The sequence below is a fragment of the Bifidobacterium phasiani genome, assembly GCF_019331775.1.
GTDB classification, from domain to species: domain Bacteria; phylum Actinomycetota; class Actinomycetes; order Actinomycetales; family Bifidobacteriaceae; genus Bifidobacterium; species Bifidobacterium phasiani.
Genome location: NZ_JAHBBD010000015.1, coordinates 17,949 through 40,972, shown reverse-complemented (window position 1 = coordinate 40,972; position 23,024 = coordinate 17,949). Strand labels below are relative to the sequence as shown.

Here is a 23,024-nt window from a genome sequence, read left to right as displayed (position 1 = left end):
GTCCATGATGAAGGAGTGACGATGAGCGAATCGCGTACGGCATGGGGCTGGGGACTGGCCAGCGTGGACGAGGCCGGCGCCGTCCTGGACGTCTGGTATCCGAAGCTGACGGTCGGCGAGGCGCCGGCCGAGGGCTCGCGGCCGAACCACGGCTTCGACGCGATGGCGCATGCGGAGGCCGACGCGCGCGGCGTGCGCCGCCTGCCGGTGTTCACGGTGAGCCGGCTGGACGACCCCATCGAGGACGCCGCCGACGCCTACCTGCGCCTGCACCTGATGAGCATGCGCCTGGCCAAGCCGAACACGCTGAACCTGGACGGCATCTTCGCCAAGCTCGCCACCGTGGTGTGGACCAACTACGGCCCGTTCGCCACCGAGACCTTCGCGCTGCGCAAGATGGACGTGGAGGCCGAGCGCATGCGCACCACGCCGGGCATGCCCCACGCCGGCGTGACCGTGATCTCGCTGGACAAGATCCCGCGCATGCTCGACTACGTGATCCCCTCCGGCGTGCGCGTGGCCGACGGCGGCCGCGCCCGCCTGGGCGCCTACCTGAGCGAGGGCACGACCGTCATGCACGCGGGCTTCGTGAACTTCAACGCCGGCACGCTCGGCGTCTCGATGGTCGAGGGGCGCATCTCGCAGGGCGTGGTCGTGGGCGACGGCTCCGACATCGGCGGCGGCGCCTCGATCATGGGCACGCTGTCGGGCGGCGGCAAGCACCGCGTCTCGATCGGCGAGCACAGCCTGCTCGGCGCGAACGCGGGCATCGGCATCTCGCTGGGCGACAACTGCGTGGTCGAGGCGGGCCTGTACGTCACGGCTGGCACCAAGGTCACCGTCATCGACAAGGCCCGGCAGGCCGCCGGCGAGCCGTTCGAGGTGGTCAAGGGCGCCGACCTGAGCGGCCGGGACAACATCCTGTTCCTGCGCAACTCGCTGACCGGCGCCATCGAGGCGCGCTACCGCAGGACCGGCATCGAGCTGAACGCCGACCTGCACAAGCACAACTGAGCCCTTCCGGCTGCGAGGCGGCCCTTTCCGGACACCGGGAAGGGCCGTTTTGCGCTCTGGGGGCAACGCGGCAGACAAGGGGTCGGGGTACCATGGCGTGGTTATCCCGATAGGCCGCGGACAGACATTCCAAGGGTTTTCACAACTTGACATGTATGGTGGTGAACGATGGCAGAATTTGATTTCTCACAGGCGATAGGCGAGGCGCGCGCCAAGTACGGGTCGATCGCGGCGGCGCTGGACATCGACCGGCTCAAGGCCCAGATCGCCGACCTCGAGGTCCAGGCCTCCGCGCCCGGACTCTGGGACGATCCGGAGAACGCGCAGAAGGTGACGAGCCGCCTGTCGGCCGCCCAGTCGCAGCTCAAGCGCCTGGACTCCGCGAACCAGCGCATCGACGACGTCGAGACGCTCGTCGAGCTGGGCCGCGAGGAGGACGACGCCGACACGCTCGCCGAGGCGCAGGCCGAGATCGGCGCGATCCAGAAGGATCTGGACGACATGGAGATCCAGACCCTGCTCGACGGCGAATACGACGAGCGCTCCGCCGTCGTGACGATCCGCTCCGGCGCCGGCGGCGTCGACGCGGCCGACTTCGCGCAGATGCTGCTGCGCATGTACCTGCGCTGGGCCGAGCGCAACGGCTTCAAGGCCAAGGTGATGGACACCTCGTACGCCGAGGAGGCGGGCATCAAGTCCGCGACCTTCCAGATCGACGCGCCGTACGCCTACGGCCGCCTGTCGGTCGAGGGCGGCACCCACCGCCTGGTGCGCATCTCGCCGTTCGACAACCAGGGCCGCCGCCAGACCAGCTTCGCCGCCGTCGAGGTGGTGCCGCTCGTCGAGGCGACCGACCACATCGACATCCCCGACACCGACATCCGCGTCGACACGTACTGCTCGTCCGGCCCCGGCGGCCAGGGCGTGAACACCACGTACTCCGCGGTGCGCATCACCCACCTGCCCACCGGCATCGTCGTGACGATGCAGGACGAGCGCTCGCAGATCCAGAACCGCGCCGCCGCCATGGCCGTGCTGCAGTCGCGACTGCTCGTGCTGCGCCACGAGGAGGAGGCGAAGAAGAAGAAGGAGCTCGCCGGCGACATCAAGGCCAGCTGGGGCGACCAGATGCGCTCCTACGTGCTGCACCCGTACCAGATGGTCAAGGACCTGCGCACCGGCTACGAGACCTCGCAGACCCAGGCCGTGTTCGACGGCGACATCAACGCGTTCATCGACGCCGGCATCCGCTGGCGCCACGAGCAGCGCCGCGCCGCCGCCGAGGAGGCGCAGGACTAAGGCGGGCGCGTCGGTCGGCCGGCCGGCGCGCCGGCCGGCCCCGCCCGCCCGGTCGGCCGGACCCGCCGCCAGGGCGCGCCGCACAAGGTCCCGGAAGGGACGCCAGACAAGACAAGGATCGGACATGGCACTCATCTCGTTGGAACATGTCAGCAAAATCTATCCGAAGGGCACCAGGCCGGCGCTGGACGACGTCAGCCTCGGCATCGAGCGCGGCGACTTCGTGTTCCTGGTCGGCGCCTCGGGCTCGGGCAAGACCACGCTGCTCAGCCTGCTGCTGCGCGAGGAGGAGGCGACGGACGGCGAGATCCGCGTGGCCGGCAACGACCTGCGCCGCCTGACGAACCGCCAGGTGCCGCAGTACCGCCGTTCGATCGGCTTCGTGTTCCAGGACTACAAGCTGCTCAACAACAAGACCGTATGGCAGAACGTCGCGTTCGCGCTCGAGGTGATCGGCACCAGCCGCTCGGCCATCAGGTCGATGGTCCCGAAGGTGCTGGAGACCGTGGGCCTGACCGGCAAGGAGCGCAACTACCCGCACGAGCTGTCCGGCGGCGAGCAGCAGCGCGTGGCGATCGCCCGCGCGTACGTGAACCATCCGCAGATCCTGCTGGCCGACGAGCCCACCGGCAACTTGGACCCGACCACCTCGCTGGGCATCATGGAGGTGCTCGACGCGATCAACCGCACCGGCACCACGATCGTGATGGCCACGCACAACGAGGAGATCGTCAACTCGATGCGCAAGCGCGTCGTCGAGCTGCACAACGGCAAGATCGTGCGCGACGAGGCGCAGGGGTCGTACGACTCCGCGCTGTACTTCCCCGACGCCGAGGTCGAGTCCAAGGCCCACCGTTCGATCGGCGCGGCGGACGCCGACGCGCGCTTCCGCCCGGAGCACGCCGCCGAAGTCGCGGCCCCGGCGCCGACCGGCGACCGCGGCGAGGACGCGGCGCAGGCCGTCGACATGGTCGCGCAGGCGATGACCAACGGTTCCGGCGACGAGGGCATCGCCCGGCTGGCGCAGTCCGTGCACTCGGGCCGCACCGGGCGGTACGGCGAGGCGTTCGTGCCGGTGGAGGACACGCTGACCTGGGGCCGGGGGCTGAGCCTGGAGGAGATGGCCCGCCGCGAGCGGGACGAGGAGGCCGACGGCGGGCAGTCCGATGCGGCGGCCGGGCAGGAGCCCGAGGCAGGGTCGGACGCCGCCGGGTCGGGCGTTTCCGATCACGTTGCCGCCGATCGCGCCGCCGCGGATCACGACTCCGCCGGGGCCGATGCCGCCGGGCGGGACGCGGCCGGTTCCGGCGCAGAGTCCCACGCCGCCGGGGATGCGGGCGACCGCGCCGCCGGGCTTGCCGCCGTCGATACGGCGCCGTCCATGCTCTCCGCCGTGCCCGCGCCTTCCGTGCCCTCGCTGTTCCATGCCTCCGCAACCGATGCCGCGGCCTCCGGCGCATCCCATGACGCCGTGTCCTCCGGCGCCGCTTCCGGAGCCGCCGCTTCCGGAGCCGCCGTCGACGCGACGGCCGACGCGCCGAGCGGCGTCATCGACGCCGTCGCGACGCCAGTCGACGCCGTGACGCCCGGGGCCACGCTCGCGCCGCCCGCGCCGCCGGCGCCCCCCGCCCCGCCGGCCTTCCGCCGCCGCGGCGACCACACGAACGACGACCACGCCAACGAAGGGGAGAACCGATGAGACCGGGATTCATACTGTCCGAGACCTGGACGAGCCTGCGCCGCAACGTCTCGATGATCCTGTCGGTGATGCTGGTCACCTTCATCTCGTTCCTGTTCATCGGCGCGTCGGTGCTGCTGCAGGCGCAGATCACCCGCGCGAAGGGCGACTGGTACGACCAGGTCGAGGTCGTGGTGTGGCTGTGCCCGGACGGCACCAGCCAGGCCGCCTCCTGCGCGGCCGGCGTGGCGCCCACCGACGACGAGATCGTGCAGATCGAGGACCTGATCACCGAGGAGCTCGGCGACGACGTGGCCAACATCACCTACGTGAGCCGCGAGGACTTCTACAACGACACCTTCCTGCAGCAGTACCCGGACGGCGTGTACCAGGGGCGCACCCTGACCGCCGCCGACATGCAGGACTCGCTGCGGCTCAAGCTCAACGACCCGACGAAGTACCAGGTCGTCTCCGAGGTGCTCACCGGGCGGACCGGCGTCGAGGAGGTCGTCGACCAGCGGCAGATCTTCGACCCGATCTTCTCGGTGCTCAACCGCGCGACGGTGGTCACGCTCGTGCTCGCCGCGGTGATGGTCGTGGTGGCCATCCTGCTCACCGGCACGACGATCCGCATGAGCGCGGCCTCGCGCAAGAACGAGACCGAGATCATGCGCCTGGTCGGCGCCTCGAACTGGACGATCCGGCTGCCGTTCATCCTGGAGGGCGTGTTCGCCTCGTTCCTCGGCTCGCTGCTGGCGGCGGGCGCGCTGAGCGCGGTGGTCAAGGTGTTCATCACCGACTGGCTGGCGCAGAGCGTGCAGTGGATGCCGTTCATCGACCAGGGCACCGTGTGGCTGACGGCGCCGCTGCTGATCGTGGGCGCGATGCTGCTGTCGGTCGTCGCGTCGGCGGTCTCGCTGCACCGCTACCTCAAGGCGTGACGCCTCGGGGCGGGCGTTCCGGGTGGCCGGGGCCGCGGCGCCGCGCACCATGCAGGACGTGGCCGAAGTTCTGACGTCTCGGGCGGCCGGGGCATGGCGTTCCGGGCGGAGTCCCGGCTGACCGGATGCCGCGCTCGACGCGGCCGGGGCGTGATCGGGAACCGGGCCGTCCGGCGAAGGCCCAGGCCGTTCCCCGACGACGTCCGGTGGTCGTTCCCAGAAATATTCTGTACAATCCTTCACAGTCCCGTGATGCAGTTGGGAGGTCGCATTCGATGAGTCTGGTACGACGGGCCAAGGCGCTGTCCGGTCTGATGGTGTCGGCGGCCACGCTGCTGGCGTTCTGCGCGGTCGGCGCCACGGCGCCGCAGGCCGAGGCCGTGACCGTGGGGGAGTACCAGCAGGCGGTGCAGGAGCACGCCGACCTCAAGGAGCAGCTCGCCGGCGTGAACTCCCAGCTCGCCGACCTCATCGTGCAGCTCGACGACCTGACCTCGAACCAGATCCCCGCGGCCCAGGAGGCCGCGAACTCGGCGAACGACGCGGCCGAGCAGGCGCAGAGCCTGGCCGACGCGACGGCCGAACGCCTGTCCGCCGCGCAGAAGGACCTCGCCGACCTGCAGGCCAGCATCGAGCAGACCGGCGCCGACTACGACGACGCGCAGGCCGCGGTGGCCCAGCTGGCGCGCCAGAGCTTCCACGGCTCCGAGGCCTCCGACCTGATGGACGTGGTCACGAACGCCACGACGACCGAGGAGTTCGTCGACCGCATGCAGTCCGAGGCCGCCGTCACCCGCAGCGAGGCGAACGCCGCGGCCGACGCGGCGGGGCAGCTGGGCGTCTCGATGACCCGCCAGGAACGCCTGGAGGCCATCGAGGACCAGATCGCCCAGCTCAAGACCCAGGCCGACGAGCAGGCCGCCGCCGCGGTGCAGGCCGCCGCCGACGCGCAGTCGGCCGCCGACGACCTGCAGGCGCTGCGCGACCAGGGCACGGCGATGCGCGAGCAGCTGGAGGCGCAATCCAGCCAGCTGACCACGCAGGAGGCCCAGGAGGCCGCGCAGATCGTGGCGATGAAGTCGGAGATCGACTCGTGGTCGCAGAACACGGGCAACAGCGGCGCCTCGAATCCGAGCTCCGGCGGCTCCCAGCAGATCGGCGGCGGTTCGTCCGGCTCGACCGGCGGTTCGGGCTCGTCGGGCGGATCGGGGTCGGGCGGCTCCGGTTCCTCGGGCGGCTCGTCCGGTTCGTCCGGCGGCGCCAGCGGCATGGACTACGCGGTGCCGGGCAGCTGCGCCGAGGGGTCCTCGTACTGTTACGGGCACCCGACCGGCAATTCGGTCGGCGGGTCCGCGTACCCGGCGCGCCAGTGCACCCTGTGGGCGTACATCCGCCGTTCGCAGCTGAGCCTGCCGGTCGGCTCCTACATGGGCAACGGCGAGCAGTGGGACAACACCGCGCGCAGCCTGGGCTACCTGGTCAACAACACGCCGCATGTGGGCGCGGTCATGGTGTTCGAGCGCGGCCAGTACGTCAACGGCTGGTACGCCAGCTCCGCCTACGGCCACGTGGCGGTCGTCGAGCGCGTGAACGCCGACGGCTCGGTGCTGATCTCCGAGGGCGGCACCGGCTTCGCCACGTTCCCCGCGTGGGAGACCGTGTACAACGCCGGCAACTACACGTACATCCACTACTGAGACCGCGGTTGGGCGGCGCGGGCCCAATGGCCGCGCGCTCATATATGAGGTTTCCCTGCATCCCATATGCGTTCCCCGCGCCCGTTGCTGTTCCCGCGCGCCATATAATTCCGCGCGCGCCTTATTGCATTTCCCTGTGTGCCTTATCGCTTTTCTCCCCGTGCGTCTTATTGTTTCCCGTGCGCCTCATCGCTTTTCCCACGCGCACAATGTGCAGAATGTTACGCTCAGAGCCCCGTACACCCCCTGTTTTGGGCACCCCAATGCACACATTGTGCGCAGGGATGAAGGGTCTCGCCCTGGTCGCATTCCGGACGAACGGGCGCACATTGTGCGCGTCGGGATGATCCGGCATCGGTCTTTCGCCGCGGTCGAACCACGGGGTCCGAACACCGCCCGCCGAGGCGATTCGGCGTATGCGGCCGGCGTTTCCATCCGCCGTCCGGTCGGCGTCCCCATCCGCCGCCCGGCCGGCGTGTGATATCCTCATATGTTGCGACAATCGGGAGCATATGAGGAAAGGAGGTCCCGATGGCCAAGAAGCAGGAGAAGGCGTCGCCGGTCGTGCAGAACCGCCGCGCGCGGCATGACTACGCCATCGAGGACCGGTACGAGGCCGGCCTCGTGCTCACCGGCACCGAAGTCAAGTCGCTGCGCGAGGGGCGCGCCTCGCTCGCCGAGTCGTTCGTGTCGATCGACCGCCGCGGCGAGATCTGGCTGGAGGGCGCGAACATCCCCGAGTATCTCAACGGCACGTGGAACAACCATGCGCCCAAGCGCAAGCGCAAGCTGCTGCTGCACGCCGCGCAGATCGCCAAGCTCAGCCGCCAGATCGAGGCCAAGGGGTACACGATCGTGCCGCTGAGCCTGTACTTCAACGATGACGGCCGGGTCAAGGCGGAGATCGCGCTGGCCCGGGGCAAGAAGGAATACGACAAGCGCCAGGCCCTGCGCGAGGAGCAGGACAAGCGCGAGGCGCTGCGCATCATGCGCTACCGCAACATGCGCCAGCACCAGTAGCGACTCCGGACGCGGCTGACCGCGCTCGCCCGAGAGCGGCAGTGCGACGGGGCCTAGAACAGCGAGACGGATGGAACCGGGGGCAGCCCGCCCACTCGGAACGCTGCAATCGGGGATGTCCGCGCGGCGCCCGCGGAGGCCTTCCACCCGTGTCGCGCATTACCGACGTAACCAACCTATCGGCACACGACGGCCAGCGCCTTCATGCTTGTTGCACCAGGCGGGGTGCCGGATGCGATCGGGGATGCAACGCCAATGGCGACCTCATTCATGGTCCCGGCATCGGATCATTCCAGGGTGCGCCGTACCGTGCCCCGTAGTGTGAGGCATTCTCTCGGACCATCCCAGGACACACCGTACCGTCCCTCGTGGTACGGTGCTTTCCCGAGCCGTTCTGGATCGCACAGTACCGTACCGTGGTACGGTACGGAATCCAAACCCTTGGAATTCCGCCGTTTTCACAGGTCTACCGTACCGTACCATGGTACGGTGCCCTATGGGGGCATCCTGGGGCGCACAGTACCGTACCACGCGGCGTGTGGCCTTTCGAATCATTGCGGATCGTTTCGGAGTGCAGCGGAGCGTCGTCGTCCCTCGCGGTACGGTGCCTTCCCGGGGTATCCAGGACGCACCATGGTCGGCGATATCGCATCCGGTGGGTATCAGTGTCCTCCGAGCCGTTCCGGATCGCACAGTACCGTACCGTGGTACGGTACGGAATCCAAACCCTTGGAATTCCGCCGTTTTCACAGGTCTACCGTACCGTACCATGGTACGGTGCCCTATGGGGGCATCCTGGGGCGCACGGTACCGTACCCCATCCCATGCCGCCACGCGGCCATGGCCCAGCCTCCCGGGGCGGGGTTCGTGGAGACGGCGGTTCGCGCGGGGCGTTCGTGACATCCACCCCGTAGACTGGAGAACCATGTGTGGAATTGTTGGATATGTCGGATCGTCGACCGCGTGCGGCAAGCCGCTTGAGGTGTGCCTGCAGGGACTGCGTCGACTGGAATACCGCGGATACGACTCCGCCGGCGTGGCGCTGGCCGCCCCCGGCATGGACCATGTGGCCGTGCGCAAGAAGGCCGGCCGCCTGGCCAATCTCGAGGACGACCTGGCCCGCCGCCCGCTGCCGGACGCCACGGTGGGCATCGGGCACACCCGCTGGGCCACGAACGGCGCGCCGAGCGACGCCAACGCCCACCCGCACCTCAGCGGCGACGGCAACGTCGCGCTGATCCACAACGGCATCATCGAGAACGCCGCCGCGCTGAAGTCCGGCCTGCGCGCGGAGGGCTACTCGTTCTCCTCCGGCACCGACACCGAGGTGGCCGCCAAGCTGCTCGGCAAGATCGCCAACCAGGTCATCGAGGAGCAGGGCGCCCCGGACCTGTTCGAGGCGCTGCGCCGGACGGCACGCATGCTGACCGGCGCGTTCACGCTGCTGGCGGTGGACTGCCGCCAACCGGACATCGTGGTCGGCGCGCGCCACGATTCGCCGCTGGTCGTCGGCCTGGGCGAGGGCGAGAACTTCCTCGGCTCCGACGTGGCCGCGTTCGTCGCCTACACCAAGGAGGCCATGGAGCTCGGGCAGGACGAGGCCGTGTGCATCGGCGCCGACTCGGTGACGGTCACCGACTTCGACGGCGTCGTGGTCGAGGAGCCGAACCGGTTCACCGTCGACTGGGACGCCTCCGCCGCGGAGAAGGGCGGCTGGCCGTCGTTCATGGACAAGGAGATCCACGAGGACCCCGACGCCGTGGCGAACACGCTGCTCGGCCGCTTCGACGAGCGTGGCGACATCGTGCTCGACGAGGTCCACATCGACGTCGAGGACTTCCGCTCCATCGACAAGATCATCGTGGTCGCCTGCGGCACCGCCTCGTACGCCGGCATGGTCGCCAAGTACGCGATCGAGCACTGGGTGCGCATCCCCGTCGAGGTCGAGCTGGCCCACGAGTTCCGCTACCGCGACCCGATCCTGACGCCGCGCACGCTGGTCGTCGCGATCTCGCAGTCCGGCGAGACGATGGACACGCTGATGGCGCTGCGCCACGCCCGCGAGCAGGGCTCGCGCGTGCTGGCGATCTGCAACACGCAGGGCTCCACGATCCCGCGCGAATCCGACGCGGTGCTGTACACGCACGCCGGCCCGGAGATTGCCGTGGCCTCCACCAAGGCGTTCGTCGCGCAGATCACCGCCGCCTACCTGCTCGGCCTGTACCTGGCGCAGGTCAAGGGCACGATGTTCCGCGACGAGATCCACCAGAACCTGGACAACCTCAAGGCGATGCCGGGCAAGATCCAGTGGGTGCTCGACACGCAGACCGACGCGATCGAGCACGCCGCCGAGCGGATGCTCAACGCCCACTCGTTCCTGTTCCTCGGCCGCCACGTCGGCTATCCGGTGGCGCTCGAGGGCGCGCTCAAGCTCAAGGAGATCGCCTACACGTTCACCGAGGGCTTCGCCGCGGGCGAGCTCAAGCACGGCCCGATCGCGCTGGTCGACGAGGGCGAGCCGGTCGTGGTGATCGTGCCCTCCGCGCGCGGCCGCGACACCCTGCACAACAAGGTGATCTCCGGCATCGAGGAGGTGCGCGCCCGCGGCGCGTACACCATCGCCGTGGCCGAGGAGGGCGACCCTGACGCCGAACGCTACGCCGACATCGTGTTCTGGCGGCCGGCCTGCCCGACGCTGCTCAGCCCGCTGCTCGACGTCGTGCCGCTGCAGCTGTTCGCGATGGACATGGCCAACCTCAAGGGCTACGACGTCGACAAGCCGCGCAACCTCGCCAAGTCCGTGACCGTCGAGTGACGCCCCGCATGACCGATGAGCCGACGGGCGGCGGCCACGCCCGTCCGGCGGTCCCGCCCGCGCCGACCGCGGCCGCCCGGCCCGCGTCCGGCGCCGCGCGCCACCGGTGGGTCGTCGACGAGCCGGAGATCCCGTTCGAGCTCGACGTGCTGTACGAGGACGACGCGATCGTTGTCGTCGACAAGCCGCATTTCCTGGCGACGACCCCGCGCGGCATGTGGTACCGGCAGACCGCGCTGATCCGCCTGCGCGAGCGCTACGGCGAGCCGGACATCACGCCCGCGCACCGCCTCGACCGGTTGACCGCGGGCGTCGTCGTCTTCGTGCGCGATCCGGCGTGCCGTCGCGCCTACCAGATGCTGTTCCAGGAGCGGCGGGCGGAGAAGACCTACGAGTGCCTGGCGCCGTGCGCGCCGGTCGTGCGGCCGCGCACCGGCACGGTGGCGCGGCTCGACCCGCCGCGGCCGTTCCCGCTGCTGCGGCGCTCGCATATCGTCAAGGAGCGCGGGCGGCTGCAGGCCTACGAGGCGCCGGGCGAGGCCAACGCGCAGACGTACATCGAACGGTGCGAGGCGGCGGGCGCCGCGGGGTCGCCGGGCCGCCCGGTCTGCCGCTACGTGCTGCACCCGCGCACCGGCAAGACCCACCAGCTGCGCGTGCACATGGCCTCGCTGGGCCTGCCGATCCTCGGCGACGACCTGTACCCGCGCGTGGCGACGCGCGCCTACGACGACTTCGGCGAGCCGCTGGAGCTGGTCGCCCGCAGCCTGTCGTTCGTCGACCCGTTGAGCGGCGAGCCGCGCCTTTTCGTCTCGCGCGTGCCGCTCGGCCGCGGGCTGCCGTCTGCGGCCGCCGCGCCGCGGTCCTAGTCGAGGGTGAGGTCGCGCACGGAGCCGCGCTCGACCAGCTCGGTCGGGATCACGGTCTTCACGCCGACCGGCACGCGCTCGCCGTCGCACAGCCGGCGCACCATCGAGAACGCCTCGCGCCCGATGACGTCGAACTTCATGCGCATCGTCGTGAGGCTGAGCCGCGGCACGGTGTCCACCAGCGAGTCGTCGACCCCGATGACGCTGACGTCCTCGGGCACGCGCTTGCCGGCGGCCTGCAGCCCCAGGATCGCGCCGTAGGCCATCTGGTCGTTCGCCGCGTACACCGCGGTGCAGTCCGCCTCGTGCGCCAGCGCGATGCCCGCCTGGTAGCCGCTGTCCGCCGCCCAGTCGCCCACGTAGGTCGGCGGGATCGGCACGCCGAACTGCTCCAGCGCCTCGCGCCATCCGCGGGCGCGGCTCTGCGCGGCCTGCGAGGACGACGGGCCGGTGATGTGGTAGACGGTGCGGTGCCCCTTGCTCAGCAGGTAGTCGACGATGGCCGTCGAGCAGCCGTACTGGTCGGCGTCGATGGTGGGGCAGTGGTTCGCGGCGCTTTCGTTGATGAGCACGACCGGCAGCTCCTTCGGCGGCACGAACTCGTCGAAGTCGACGATGCGCTCCTCCAACACGACGATGACGCCGTCCACCGGCAGCTGCTTCATCCGCTCGACGACGGCCTGCAGCGTGCGGGCCTGGCCCCGCCCGATGGTGACGACGGTGGTTGCGTAACCATTGTCGTCCGCCGCACCGACGATGCCGTCGAGGATGCGCGCGTTGCCGAACGAGGTCATGTGGAACAGCACCACGCCGATGTTCTTGAACTGGCCGTGCTTGAGCGCGCGGGCGGCGTAGTTCGGGCGGTAGCCGAGCTTCTCCATGGCCGCCTCGACCTTCTGCCGGGTCTCGGGGCGCACGGCGTTGCTGCCGTTGGCCACCCTGGACACGGTCTGCGGGGAGACGCCCGCCTCCCTCGCGACGTCCTGCATGGATGCGGCCGAACGTTCCACGGTTGCCCCCTTCTTCTGAGAACCACGTTGTTTTCGTCACCATTATAAGCCACACGTAAGTGGCTTGTCAGGTTCCCGGAGTGGACAACTGAGCCAATGGTGATACTATGGTAACGCAAACATTTGTTGTCGACGGTTGTTGCGGGACGAGCCACGGCGGCCGGCGGCGTGTTCCTTCGAAGGAGAGGGTCACCTATGGTAGCAGCAGAGGCATCCGCCACGTCGTCCTCGGGGGCGGCGCTGATGGTCCAGGCCCCACCTGGACGGGCGGTCCGGCGGCCGCACGCGCCTGGCCGCCGATCGGCCACGCACGGCGTGGCGGACCGATCCACGACCGCAATATAGAGACGACCATCAGAAAAGCATTGGAGAACCAAGACATGAGCAATCGCAGGGCATTCCGCTGGCCCCGGCCGATCGACGACGGACCGTCGCGCATCTGGTACGGCGGCGACTACAACCCCGAGCAGTGGCCCGAGGAGGTGTGGGACGAGGACATCCGGCTGATGCGCGAGGCCGGCGTCAACATCGTATCCGTGGGCATCTTCTCCTGGGCCCGCATCGAGCCGCAGGAGGGCGTGTACGACTTCGACTGGCTCGACCGCGTCATCGACAAGCTGGGCGGGGCCGGCATCGCCGTCGACCTCGCGTCGGCCACCGCGTCGCCGCCGATGTGGCTGACGCAGAAGCACCCCGAGGTGCTGTGGCGCGACGAGCGCGGCGACGTGTGCTGGCCGGGCGCGCGGCAGCACTGGCGGCCGACCAGCCCGATCTTCCGCGAATACGCGCTGAACCTGTGCCGCCGCATGGCCGAGCACTACAAGGACAACCCCTACGTCGTGGCCTGGCACGTCGGCAACGAGTACGGCTGCCACAACCGCTTCGACTACTCGGACGACGCGATGCGCGCGTTCCGGCGCTGGTGCGAGCGCCGCTACGGCACGATCGAGGCGCTGAACGAGGCGTGGGGCACCGACTTCTGGGCGCAGCGGATGAACGACTTCTCCGAGGTCATCCCGCCGCGCTTCATCGGCGAGGGCAACTTCATCAACCCCGGCAAGCTGCTGGACTTCAAGCGCTTCAGCTCGGACGCGCTCAAGGAGTTCTACGAGGCCGAGCGCGACGCGCTGGCCGAGATCACCCCGGACCGCCCGCTGACCACGAACTTCATGGTCTCCATCGGCGGCACCGGCATCGACTACGACGACTGGGGCGGCGAGGTCGACTTCGTCTCGAACGACCACTACTTCACCCCGGGCGAGGCCCATCTCGACGAACTGGCGTACTCGTCCTCGCTGGTCGACGGCATCGCGCGCAAGAACCCGTGGTGGCTGATGGAGCAGTCCACCGGCGCGGTGAACTGGCGGCCGATCAACTACCGCAAGGAGCCCGGCCAGCTGGTGCGCGACTCGCTGGCGCACCTGGCCATGGGCGCCGACGCGATCTGCTACTTCCAGTGGCGGCAGTCCAGGGCCGGCGCGGAGAAGTACCACACCGCGATGGTGCCGCACGCGGGGGAGGACAGCCAGTGCTTCCGCGACGTGTGCGAGCTCGGCGCCGACCTGAGGCTGCTGTCGGAGCGCGGCCTGACCGGCACCCGGCTGGCGAAGTCCAGCGTCGCCGTCGTGTTCGACTACGAGAGCGGCTGGGCCACCGAGCACACGGCCACGCCCTCGCAGCGGGTGCGGCACTGGACCGAGCCGCTGACCTGGTTCCGGGCCTTCGCCGACTGCGGCGTGACCGCCGACGTCGTGCCGATGCGCGGCGACTGGAACTCGTACGACGCCGTGGTGCTGCCGAGCGTGTACCTGCTCGACGAGGCGAACTCGAAGCGCGTGCGCGACTACGTGGCCCGGGGCGGTCGGCTCATCGCGACGTACTACACCGGCATCGCCGACGAGCGCGACCACATCTGGCTGGGCGGCTACCCCGGTTCGATCCGCGACGTCGTCGGCGTGCGCGTCGAGGAGTTCGCGCCGCTGGGCGACGACTTCGCCGGCGCGCCGGACCGCCTGCACCTCGACAACGGCGCGGTGGCCCGCGACTTCGCCGACTGCATCGCCTCGGTGGCGGACACGGCGCAGGTGATCGCCTCGTTCCGGGCGGACCCGTGGACCGGCATGGACGGCGCGCCCGCGATCGTGGCGAACCGGTACGGCGAGGGTCGGACCGTGTACATCGGCTGCCGCCTGGACCACGCGGACATCGCGGCGAGCATGCCGGCGATCTGCGAGGCGCTGGAAGTCAAGCTGCCCGCCGGCGAGACCTCCGGCGACATCCTGCGCGTCGAGCGCGTCGGCGATGACGGCCGCCGCTTCGTGTTCCTGTTCAACCGCACGCACCATGCGGTCGGCGCGGACGTGGATGGCGAGCCGCTGGTGGCGTCGCTGGCCCGCTACGACGACGGCCGCGTGACGCTCGCCCCCAACGGCGTCGTGGTCCTGGCCCGCTGAAGCCCGCCCCATACATCAAAGCGCGCACCCCGACCGGTCGGGGTGCGCGCTTTGACGTCGCCGCATCGCCGCGGGCGCGCTCAGGCGCGGAAGCGGACGGCGGACCAGGCCACCGCGGGCAGCGAGAAGGTCAGCGTGCCGGCGTTCAGGCCCACCTCGAGCCCGGTCGGGACGACGGCGTCCGGCTGCTCGGCGGTGTTCCGGCGGTGCGGGTCGTCGTCGTGCAGCATCATCGCGTGCTCGATGCGCAGCCCGGCCGGGTCGAGGCCGGGCAGGCCGGCCAGGTCGACGGCCAGGGCGTGCGCGTCGACGGCGGCGCCTTCCCGGCCGACAACGACACCCTGGCGTCCGAGGACTTCCTGGGCATGACCGCGCTGACCGACTCCGATGGCAACGAGCACGAGTACTTCGGCGGCCAGGAGTTCAACCGCGCGCTCGCCGAGGCCGCGGCCAACGTCTCCACCGGCTACCAGTTCCTGCCCTTCGAGGTCAACGCCCGCAACACCTTCGGCGACTACATCGGCTCCGCCTACTCGGACAAGAGCATCACGCTCGCCGAGGGCGTGGCCGACTGGGAGACCAGCCTGAAGGACTACGCCGAGCAGCAGGGCTACACGGTCGAGTAGCCTCACGCCCATCCATCCGCCCACCCAAGCGCGCACACCGGTCCGCCGGCGTGCGCGCTTTCCTGTGTGTGGTGTGTAGGGAGGAGCAGGATGGTGCGGGCGGTGTGGGGCCGGTGTGTGTGGGCGTGGGCGACACGCCGGCCCCATCCGCGGGAATCGGGGGATAGTCTGCGGACAATCGCGGATTGTCGCGATCGTCCGCAGACTAATGCCGTAACCTTGCGGAAGGAGTCGGCGTGTCGCGGGCCGCCCGACGCCGGGAGACCGGTCGGCAGCCCGCGACCGGCACCGACGGGACGAAAGGAACAGCCATGGCACGCATGCGGACCATCCCCGCGGCGATCGCGGCCGCGACCCTGCTGACGGTCGCCTCCGGATGCGCGGGCGCCGTCGATACGCGCACCGTCATCACCGTGTGGTCGTGGGAACCGAGCATGGGGGCCGTGATCGACGGCTTCGAGGCGGACAACCCCGACATCCGCGTCGACTGGCTGAACACCAGCGGCTACGACAACCTCAACCGCGCCATCCAGGACGGCTACGGCCTGCCCGACGTGGTGCAGCTCGAATACTTCGCGCTCGGCCAGTACGCGGTGAGCGGACAGCTGCTCGACATCACCGACCGTACCGGGGGCTACGGCGACTTCTACACGCCGGGCACCTGGTCGTCGGTGCGGCTCAACGGCACGGTCTACGGCCTGCCGATGGACTCCGGCCCGATGGCGTTCTTCTACAACGCCGACGTGTTCGAGCAGGCCGGCGTGGACGCCACGCGGATCCGCACGTGGGACGACTACTACGAGGCGGCCAAGAAGCTCAAGCAGATCGGCGTGTACATCACGGCCGACGCCGGCGACGCCAGCTTCTTCAACGCGATGGTCTGGCTCGCCGGCGGCCGCCCGTTCCTCACCTCGCAGGACGGCAAGTCCGTGACCGTGTGCCTGGACACCGACGACGGCGTGGCGCGATTCGCCGAGTTCTGGCAGCGGATGATCGACGAGGGGCTGGTCGACACGCATCTGACCACCTGGTCCGACGAATGGGAGCGGGCGCTCGGCGACGGCACGGTCGCCTCCGTGTTCTCGGGCGCGTGGATGCCCTCGCTGCTGCTCGCCGACGTGCCGGGCGGCTCGGGGCTGTGGCGCGTCACCTACATGCCGACCGCGGACGGCTCGCGGACGAACGCGGAGAACGGCGGCTCGGCGCTGGCCGTGCTGCAGTCCACCCGCAAGCCGGACGCGGCGTGGCGGTTCATCGAATACGTCTGCCACGACGCCGACGGTATCGCCACGCGCGTCGCGGGCGGCGCGTTCCCGGCCGACAACGCCACGCTGGACAGCGAGGAGTTCCTGAACCGGACCACCGTCACCGATGCGCGCGGCATCGACATCCCGTACTTCGGCGGTCAGGAGTACAACAAGGTGCTCGCCGACGCCGCGCAGGACGTGTCTGTAGGCTACCAGTACCTGCCGTTCGAGGTGTACGCGCGCAGCGACTTCCGGTCCACGGTCGGCGACGCCTACCGGTGGTCGAAGGCCGCGCAGCGCTACTATGACGCGCTGGCGCGGCGCGAGGCCGGCGAGACCGACGCCGACGGCGACGAGATCGAGCTGCCCGAGCATCCGGGCAAGCGCATCACGCTGATGGACGGCGTCGAGGCATGGCAGAGCGACCTGCTCGAATACGGCACCAACCAGGGATTCGAGATGAGCGCCGCCTCCTGAGCGCCGCCCGCCCACCCATCTCCGGACCATTCCCTCCGAATTTATCTCCTCCGGATTCATCCCCTCAGAAGAGTTCCCGGCCATATATACAATGTGCCTCCGTACTGGTGGCACAATGTGCAGTTTCTCACGCTGAGACCAAGAAAATGGCCACTCAGCGTGAGAAACTGCACATTGTGCGCGTAGGGTTAGAGGCGAGGGCGCGTAGGGGCAGGAGCATGCCGTCCTTGCGGGCGGACCGTCGCCGGCCGCCCGCCGCGTGGATCACGCGTTGCGCGCGTGGATCAGGGCCATGCCCTTGAAGATCAGATCCGGGTCGTACACGTCGATCAGGTCGGTGTCGTCCATGAACACGCGGCCCAGGCCGCCGGTGGCCACGACCTTGAAGTCCTCGCCGATCTCCGCGTGGAACTGCTCGATCGTGCGTTCGATGCTGCCCAGGAACCCGTAGTACAGCCCCGCCTGCATCGCGGTCTGCGTGCCCTTGGCGAGGATCGAGTCGGGGCGCGTGATCTCCACCTCCGGCAGCTGCGCGGTGCCGGACCACAACGCGGCCGCCGCCGTGCGGATGCCCGGCTCGATCAGTCCGCAGGTGATCGTGCCGCGCGCGTCGACGTAGTTGAACGTCGTCGCCGTGCCGAAGTCGGCGACCAGCACCGGGCCGCCGTACACGTAGTAGGCGCCGGCGCAGTCGGCCAGGCAGTCGGCGCCCAGCGACTTGGGGTCGTCCAGCCGGATGTTGATGCCCGAACGCACGCCCGGCCCGACGATCATCGGGTCGATGCCGAGGAACTTGACGATGCTGGCGCGGAAGGAGTGCATCACCTTCGGCACCACCGAGGCGATGATCACGTCCTCGACGTCGTCGGGACGGAAGCCGCTCAGCCGCAGGAAGTCGGTGATCATCAGCCCGTACTCGTCGGAGGTGTGGTCCGCCTTCGTGGTGATGCGGTACGTCCCGGCGATGTCGTCGCCGTCGAGGAAGCCGAGCACGATGTTGGTGTTGCCGATGTCTACCGCTACTAGCATGCCTCCATCATAATGCGCCCGTGATGCGCCCGGCGTTCCTGTTGGCGCCCGGCGGTACAATGAACCCCGGTGGTCGACCCTCGACGGGCGGCCAACCGGACCGCCGGACCGGCGGGCCGCCGCGCCCATGCGCCGGCCGGCGCGCGGGCCGCGGCGCATATGGATACAACGCATAACGACATAAGGGACAACCATGTCTGATACCAATGGTGCGCACGGCGACGCCGGCGCAACCGCAGCAAGCACCGACGCGTCGCTGAACGCGCGCGTCAAGACCCCGCATCGGCGCCCGTGGGGCTGGATCGTCCTGGCGGCGGTGGCCGCCGTGGCCATCGTGGTCGGCGTCGTGGTCGGCGTGACCCGCTCCGGCGGCGACCGGGCCGCCGGCGCCTCCGACACCGTGACCATCGGCCTCAAGCTCGCCCCGACCAACCTCGACATCCGCAACCAGTCCGGCAGCGCGCTCGACCAGATCCTCATCGGCAACGTCTACGAGGGCCTCGTGGCGCGCGACGAGAACAACCAGGTCGTGCCGGCGCTCGCCAGCAGCTGGGAGGAGAGCGCGGACGGCCTGACCTACACCTTCCACCTCAACGAGAACATGACCTTCTCCAACGGCGACGTGCTCGACGCCGAGGACGTGGTCTGGTCCATCCGGGACCTGGTCGACAACCAGTACCACGACGCCTCGTCGCTGGCCAACTTCGAGTCCATCGCCGCGACCGACGCGAACACCGTGGAGCTGCGGCTCAGCGCGCCGAACTCGAACCTGCTGTGGGCCCTCACCGGCCGCTGCGGCCTGGTGCTCGACCGCGACGCCGACTACGACGCGCAGACCGAGGCCGTCGGCTCCGGTCCGTATCTGGTCAGCGACTTCCGCGCCAACGACTCGATCACGCTGACCGCCAACCCCGACTACTGGGGCGGGCACCAGGCGAAGACCCCCACCGTCGTCGTGCGCTACTTCGCCGACGACAACGCGGCGGTGAACGCCCTCGCCTCCGGCGACGTGCAGGTGCTCGCGCCGATCAGCGACAGCCTGGCCGACCAGTTCCGCGAGAACGAGGAGCGCTACACCGTCAAGGCCGGCGACGGCACCGACAAGTACGTGCTCGCGTTCAACTCCGCCGGCGAGCACACCGCCGACATCCGCATCCGCCAGGCCATCCGCTGCGCCATCAACCACGACGAGATCATCGCCTCGCGCGGCGGCACTGACGCGGCGCTCGGCGGCCCGATCCCCTCGCTCGACCCCGGGTACGAGGACCTGACCGACGTGTACCCCTACGATCTGGACCGGGCCCGCGCGCTGATGGCCGAGGCCGGCTACAGCCAGGACAACCCGCTGACGCTCCGGCTGGAGTACGCCAACACCTACGGCACCGAGCTGGGCGACCAGCTGCGCTCGCAGCTGCGCGAGATCGGCATCGACCTGGACGTCGAGGTCGTGGAGTTCTCCACCTGGCTGCAGGACGTGTACACCAACAGGGACTACGACCTCTCGCTGGTGGACCACAACGAGAGCCACGACTTCTACCAGTGGGCCGACCCGGACTACTACTACAACTACGACAGCCCCGAGGTGCAGGACCTGTACGCGCGGGCGCTCGCCGCCACCGACGACGCGGAGCGCGACGCGCTGCTGGCCCGGGCCGCGCGCATCGTGTCCCAGGACGCGGCCGCCGACTGGCTGTTCAACTACCGCGTGACCTCGGCGTGGGACAACGGCGTCGAAGGCTTCCCGGTGAACCTCAATCAGACGCAGCTGCCGCTGTGGGACGTGACCTACACGGCCTGACGCCGCTGTCGGACGCCCCGATTCGCGGCACGGCGACGTGGAACCCGTTCGATGCGGCTCCGACGGACATTCGGTAGGCACATGAGGGCTTCCGTAGGCACCGCACTTCGGACACCCCGGATAAAAAACGGCGGAATGCCGCCATCCGTCCTGGCGTGATGCGCGGCCGGGGTGCCTACGGAAGCCCATAAGTGCCCACCGAAGGCGTCCGCCGGGGCGGCACGGCCGCGACACGGAGGCTGCCGCCGCCCCGCCCCCGACGGCATGGCCGCGGGAGGGCGGAAGGCGGATACATACGAGAAAGGAGCGTCGATGCGATTCATCGTGCGTCGCCTGGCGCTGTTCGTCGTGGCGCTGCTGGCGATCTCGGTCGTCGTGTTCGCGGCGCTGCGCGTCCTGCCCGGCGACATGGCCTCGGTCATGGCCGGGCTGAACTCGCCGCCCGAGCGCGTCGAGCAGCTGCGCGAGCAGCTCGGGCTGAACCGCCCGCTCGCCGTGCAGTACCTCGACTGGCTGGGCGCGCTGCTGCGCGGCGACTTCGGCACCTCGATGCTGACCGGCCGCTCGATCAGCGGCCAGGTGGCGCAACGCGCCTCGGTCACCTTCCCGCTGATCGTGATGGGACTGGCGATCGCGATGGCGCTCGGCATCCCGCTGGGCTGCGCGGCCGCGCTGGCCCGCGGTCGCCGGGCGCGCGGCGCGTTCCAGCTGGCGGCCGTCATCGGCGGCGCGATCCCCGCGCTGTGGGGCGGCCTGCTGCTGATCCTGCTGTTCGGCCGCGGCGTGGGGCTGATCGGCGTGCTGCCCTCGCAGGGGTTCCCCGCCGACGGCTGGGACGCCCCCGGCGAGGCGCTGGTCTCGCTGACCCTGCCGGCGCTGGCCGTCGGCGTCATCGTCGGCGCGAGCCTGATGCGCTACACGCGTTCCGCGCTGGGCGAGCTGGCGTCGTCGGGATACGTCGAGATGGCGATGTCCTGCGGCATGACGCGCACGCAGGCCGTCCTGCGGGTCGGGCTGCGCCTGGCGACGCCGCAGCTGGTGTCGGTCGTCGGCCTGACCTTCGCCGAGATGATCACCGGCGTCATGGTCATCGAGAACCTGTTCGCGCTGCCCGGCCTGGGCACCGGGCTGGTCACCGACGTCGGCAACCGCGACCTGATCGCCGTGCAGAGCGAGCTGTTCATGCTGGCGGCGTTCTTCCTGCTCATCGGCCTGGCGGTCGACCTGGCGCACCGCGCGCTCGACCCCAGGCTGAAGACGGCCGCCGGGGAAGGAGGACGATGATGGCCCGATTCGGTGCGATCGTCTCGTCGCTGTGGCGGCGGGCCGGCGGACGCTTCTCCCTGGTCGTGCTGGGGCTGTGGGTCCTGGTCTCGCTGGTCTCGCTGGTATGGACGCCGCAGCCGCTGTGGCGGACCGACGGCTATGACGTGTGGGCCGCGCCGTCCGCCGAGCACTGGCTGGGCACGGACGGCACGGGCGCCGACATCGTCAGCTGGCTGATGGCCGGCTCGCGCACCGACCTGCTCATCGTGATCCTGACCGTGCTGTTCGCCGGGGCGCTCGGCCTGCTGCTGATCGCGGCGATGACGGCGCGCAATTCGGTGCTGGCGAACACCTCGGTGGTGGCGGTGGACGCGCTGATCTCCGTGCCGACGATCCTGATCGCGCTGATCCTGGCGGTGCCGCTCGGCGCGTCGGTGGCGGTGATCGTCGTCGCCTGCGGGTTCGGGTACGGGCTGAACCTCGCGCGCGTGGCCAGGCCCCAGGCGCTGCTCGTCGCGCGGTCGGCGTATGTGGAGTCGGCGGTCTCGAACGGCGCCTCCGGCGTCCGCGTGCTGTTCGGGCACATCGTGCCCAACATCCTGCCGGTGCTGCTGGTGCAGCTGTCGCTGTCGGCCGGCACCGCGGTGCTCGCCGAATCCGGCCTGACCTACCTGGGCGTCGGCGTGCCCTCCGGCACCCCGAGCTGGGGGCATTCGCTGGCCACCACGGTGCGGTTCATCACCGTGTATCCGCTGACCGTGCTGTGGCCCGGCCTGGTGGTCACCGTCGTGGTGGTCGCCCTGAACCTGTTCGGCGACGCGCTGCGCGACGCCGTCGACCCGGTGGGCAACCCGGCGCTGCGGCGGGTCGCCGTCGAGGAAACGGAGGCATGATGGCCGTGGAGATCTCGGGACTGCGCATCGCGATCGGCGGGCGCGACATCGTGCACGGCGTCGACCTGTCGATCGGCGACGGCGAACGCGTCGGCCTGATCGGCTCCTCCGGCTCCGGCAAGTCGATGATCGCGCGCGCGATGCTGGGACTGCTGCCGGTGCAGGCCGAGGCGAGCGGGTCGATCCGCCTGGACGGCACGCAGGTCGTCGGCGCGCCGGACCGGGCGCTCGCCGACCTGCGCGGCCGCTATACGGGCATGGTGTTCCAGAATCCGGCCGCCACACTCAACCCGGTGCTCACCGTGGGCCGGCAGGTCGCGCTGCCGCTGCGCCTGCACTACGACCTGAGCCGAGCCGAACGCGCCGAACGCGTCGCCGCGATGCTCGAGCGGGTCGGGCTGCCCGCCGACGTGGCGTCGAAGTACCCGCACGAGCTGTCCGGCGGGCAGCGGCAGCGCGTCGGCATCGCCGCCGCGCTGGTGACCTCGCCGCGGCTGATCGTCGCCGACGAGCCGACCACGGCCCTCGACTCGATCACCCAGCGGCAGATCGTGGACCTGCTGGTCTCGCTGGTCGACGACGCCGGCGCCTCGATGCTGTTCATCACGCATGACTTCTCGGTGCTGGCCCGCGCGACGACCCGCTGCGCGGTGCTCGACGCCGGGCGGATCGTGGAGACCGGCGCCACGGCGGACCTGCTGGAGCATCCGGCCGACGCGCGCACCGCCCGTCTGGTCGACGCGGCCCGCGCGCTGGCGCTGCGGCCCGGCGGCGGTGACGATGGCGGTAGTGGCGGTGGCGATACGGCCGGCGATGCGGCCGTGGAAGAAAAGGACATGGCATGAAGAACGGATTGACGGGGACGGCGCAGCGCACGGAAGCCCCGACGGGT

The 23,024-nt window shown here is 70.0% G+C and carries 18 protein-coding genes; 15 read left to right on the top strand and 3 right to left on the bottom strand.

Annotation, left to right across the window (positions count from 1 at the left end):
* Positions 1-21: 21 nt before the first annotated feature.
* The 8 genes from dapD to KIH73_RS07105 all read left to right on the top strand — a co-directional run bounded on the left by dapD (position 22) and on the right by KIH73_RS07105 (position 11,333).
* Complete coding sequence (gene dapD, locus KIH73_RS07140) at positions 22-1,014, top strand: 2,3,4,5-tetrahydropyridine-2,6-dicarboxylate N-succinyltransferase (RefSeq protein WP_219081980.1); 993 nt, start codon at positions 22-24, stop codon at positions 1,012-1,014.
* Positions 1,015-1,182: 168 nt separating this feature from the next.
* Positions 1,183-2,313: a peptide chain release factor 2 gene (gene prfB, locus KIH73_RS07135; RefSeq protein WP_219081978.1), complete on the top strand. Its 1,131-nt coding sequence runs from the start codon at positions 1,183-1,185 to the stop codon at positions 2,311-2,313.
* 124 nt (positions 2,314-2,437) lie between these two features.
* Positions 2,438-4,012: a cell division ATP-binding protein FtsE gene (gene ftsE / locus KIH73_RS11215; protein WP_420830223.1), complete on the top strand. Its 1,575-nt coding sequence runs from the start codon at positions 2,438-2,440 to the stop codon at positions 4,010-4,012.
* Positions 4,009-4,932 (top strand): permease-like cell division protein FtsX, encoded by a 924-nt coding sequence (gene ftsX, locus KIH73_RS07125; RefSeq protein ID WP_219081976.1) that lies wholly within the window; start codon positions 4,009-4,011, stop codon positions 4,930-4,932. Before ftsE ends, ftsX begins: the two co-directional genes overlap by 4 nt.
* 275 nt (positions 4,933-5,207) lie before the next feature.
* Positions 5,208-6,629, top strand: a complete 1,422-nt coding sequence (locus tag KIH73_RS07120) for a CHAP domain-containing protein (RefSeq protein WP_219081974.1) — start codon at positions 5,208-5,210, stop codon at positions 6,627-6,629.
* Between the two features lie 531 nt (positions 6,630-7,160).
* Positions 7,161-7,649, top strand: a complete 489-nt coding sequence (gene smpB, locus KIH73_RS07115; protein ID WP_219081972.1) for an SsrA-binding protein SmpB — start codon at positions 7,161-7,163, stop codon at positions 7,647-7,649.
* A 925-nt stretch (positions 7,650-8,574) separates the two neighbouring features.
* Entirely contained in the window at positions 8,575-10,464 is a 1,890-nt protein-coding gene (glmS, locus tag KIH73_RS07110; protein ID WP_219081970.1) for a glutamine--fructose-6-phosphate transaminase (isomerizing), read from the top strand.
* A gap of 8 nt (positions 10,465-10,472) precedes the next feature.
* Complete coding sequence (locus tag KIH73_RS07105; RefSeq protein ID WP_219081968.1) at positions 10,473-11,333, top strand: pseudouridine synthase; 861 nt, start codon at positions 10,473-10,475, stop codon at positions 11,331-11,333.
* Here KIH73_RS07105 and KIH73_RS07100 read toward each other — a convergent pair.
* Complete coding sequence (locus tag KIH73_RS07100) at positions 11,330-12,322, bottom strand: LacI family DNA-binding transcriptional regulator (RefSeq protein WP_219082040.1); 993 nt, start codon at positions 12,320-12,322, stop codon at positions 11,330-11,332. The two genes, KIH73_RS07105 and KIH73_RS07100, sit on opposite strands and share 4 nt — an antisense overlap.
* 401 nt (positions 12,323-12,723) lie before the next feature.
* Between KIH73_RS07100 and KIH73_RS07095 the strand changes: the two genes are divergently transcribed.
* On the top strand, positions 12,724-14,796 hold the full coding sequence (locus KIH73_RS07095) for a beta-galactosidase (protein WP_219081966.1): 2,073 nt from the start codon (positions 12,724-12,726) through the stop codon (positions 14,794-14,796).
* Between the two features lie 80 nt (positions 14,797-14,876).
* Here the strand turns inward: KIH73_RS07095 and KIH73_RS07090 are convergent, their stop codons facing one another.
* Positions 14,877-15,029, bottom strand: a complete 153-nt coding sequence (locus KIH73_RS07090) for a hypothetical protein (protein WP_219081964.1) — start codon at positions 15,027-15,029, stop codon at positions 14,877-14,879.
* Between the two features lie 3 nt (positions 15,030-15,032).
* On the opposite strand from KIH73_RS07090, the gene KIH73_RS07085 reads away from it, so the two are divergent.
* Entirely contained in the window at positions 15,033-15,422 is a 390-nt protein-coding gene (locus KIH73_RS07085) for a hypothetical protein (RefSeq protein ID WP_236022649.1), read from the top strand.
* A gap of 311 nt (positions 15,423-15,733) precedes the next feature.
* Positions 15,734-17,146 (top strand): ABC transporter substrate-binding protein, encoded by a 1,413-nt coding sequence (locus KIH73_RS07080; RefSeq protein ID WP_219081962.1) that lies wholly within the window; start codon positions 15,734-15,736, stop codon positions 17,144-17,146.
* Between the two features lie 264 nt (positions 17,147-17,410).
* On the opposite strand, the gene KIH73_RS07075 is transcribed toward KIH73_RS07080, so the two are convergent.
* Complete coding sequence (locus KIH73_RS07075; RefSeq protein WP_219081960.1) at positions 17,411-18,175, bottom strand: type III pantothenate kinase; 765 nt, start codon at positions 18,173-18,175, stop codon at positions 17,411-17,413.
* A 193-nt stretch (positions 18,176-18,368) separates the two neighbouring features.
* On the opposite strand from KIH73_RS07075, the gene KIH73_RS07070 reads away from it, so the two are divergent.
* The 4 genes from KIH73_RS07070 to KIH73_RS07055 all read left to right on the top strand — a co-directional run bounded on the left by KIH73_RS07070 (position 18,369) and on the right by KIH73_RS07055 (position 22,977).
* Positions 18,369-19,973 carry an ABC transporter substrate-binding protein gene (locus KIH73_RS07070; RefSeq protein ID WP_219081958.1) on the top strand — a complete coding sequence of 535 codons (1,605 nt, stop codon included), beginning with the start codon at positions 18,369-18,371 and terminating at the stop codon, positions 19,971-19,973.
* Between the two features lie 312 nt (positions 19,974-20,285).
* Complete coding sequence (locus KIH73_RS07065; RefSeq protein ID WP_219081956.1) at positions 20,286-21,257, top strand: ABC transporter permease; 972 nt, start codon at positions 20,286-20,288, stop codon at positions 21,255-21,257.
* Positions 21,257-22,132, top strand: a complete 876-nt coding sequence (locus tag KIH73_RS07060) for an ABC transporter permease (protein WP_219082038.1) — start codon at positions 21,257-21,259, stop codon at positions 22,130-22,132. The genes KIH73_RS07065 and KIH73_RS07060 overlap by 1 nt, the downstream gene beginning before the upstream one ends.
* Positions 22,132-22,977, top strand: coding sequence for an ABC transporter ATP-binding protein (locus KIH73_RS07055; RefSeq protein ID WP_219082036.1), 846 nt, complete (start codon positions 22,132-22,134; stop codon positions 22,975-22,977). Before KIH73_RS07060 ends, KIH73_RS07055 begins: the two co-directional genes overlap by 1 nt.
* Positions 22,978-23,024 lie beyond the last annotated feature (47 nt).

Coding starts and splice junctions, on each gene's coding strand:
- dapD (WP_219081980.1), top strand. CDS start 22: ATGAGCGAATCGCGTACGGCATGGGGCTGGGGACTGGCCAGCGTGGAC.
- prfB (WP_219081978.1), top strand. CDS start 1,183: ATGGCAGAATTTGATTTCTCACAGGCGATAGGCGAGGCGCGCGCCAAG.
- ftsE (WP_420830223.1), top strand. CDS start 2,438: ATGGCACTCATCTCGTTGGAACATGTCAGCAAAATCTATCCGAAGGGC.
- ftsX (WP_219081976.1), top strand. CDS start 4,009: ATGAGACCGGGATTCATACTGTCCGAGACCTGGACGAGCCTGCGCCGC.
- KIH73_RS07120 (WP_219081974.1), top strand. CDS start 5,208: ATGAGTCTGGTACGACGGGCCAAGGCGCTGTCCGGTCTGATGGTGTCG.
- smpB (WP_219081972.1), top strand. CDS start 7,161: ATGGCCAAGAAGCAGGAGAAGGCGTCGCCGGTCGTGCAGAACCGCCGC.
- glmS (WP_219081970.1), top strand. CDS start 8,575: ATGTGTGGAATTGTTGGATATGTCGGATCGTCGACCGCGTGCGGCAAG.
- KIH73_RS07105 (WP_219081968.1), top strand. CDS start 10,473: ATGACCGATGAGCCGACGGGCGGCGGCCACGCCCGTCCGGCGGTCCCG.
- KIH73_RS07100 (WP_219082040.1), bottom strand. CDS start 12,322: ATGCAGGACGTCGCGAGGGAGGCGGGCGTCTCCCCGCAGACCGTGTCC.
- KIH73_RS07095 (WP_219081966.1), top strand. CDS start 12,724: ATGAGCAATCGCAGGGCATTCCGCTGGCCCCGGCCGATCGACGACGGA.
- KIH73_RS07090 (WP_219081964.1), bottom strand. CDS start 15,029: ATGATGCTGCACGACGACGACCCGCACCGCCGGAACACCGCCGAGCAG.
- KIH73_RS07080 (WP_219081962.1), top strand. CDS start 15,734: ATGGCACGCATGCGGACCATCCCCGCGGCGATCGCGGCCGCGACCCTG.
- KIH73_RS07075 (WP_219081960.1), bottom strand. CDS start 18,175: ATGCTAGTAGCGGTAGACATCGGCAACACCAACATCGTGCTCGGCTTC.
- KIH73_RS07070 (WP_219081958.1), top strand. CDS start 18,369: ATGTCTGATACCAATGGTGCGCACGGCGACGCCGGCGCAACCGCAGCA.
- KIH73_RS07065 (WP_219081956.1), top strand. CDS start 20,286: ATGCGATTCATCGTGCGTCGCCTGGCGCTGTTCGTCGTGGCGCTGCTG.
- KIH73_RS07060 (WP_219082038.1), top strand. CDS start 21,257: ATGGCCCGATTCGGTGCGATCGTCTCGTCGCTGTGGCGGCGGGCCGGC.
- KIH73_RS07055 (WP_219082036.1), top strand. CDS start 22,132: ATGGCCGTGGAGATCTCGGGACTGCGCATCGCGATCGGCGGGCGCGAC.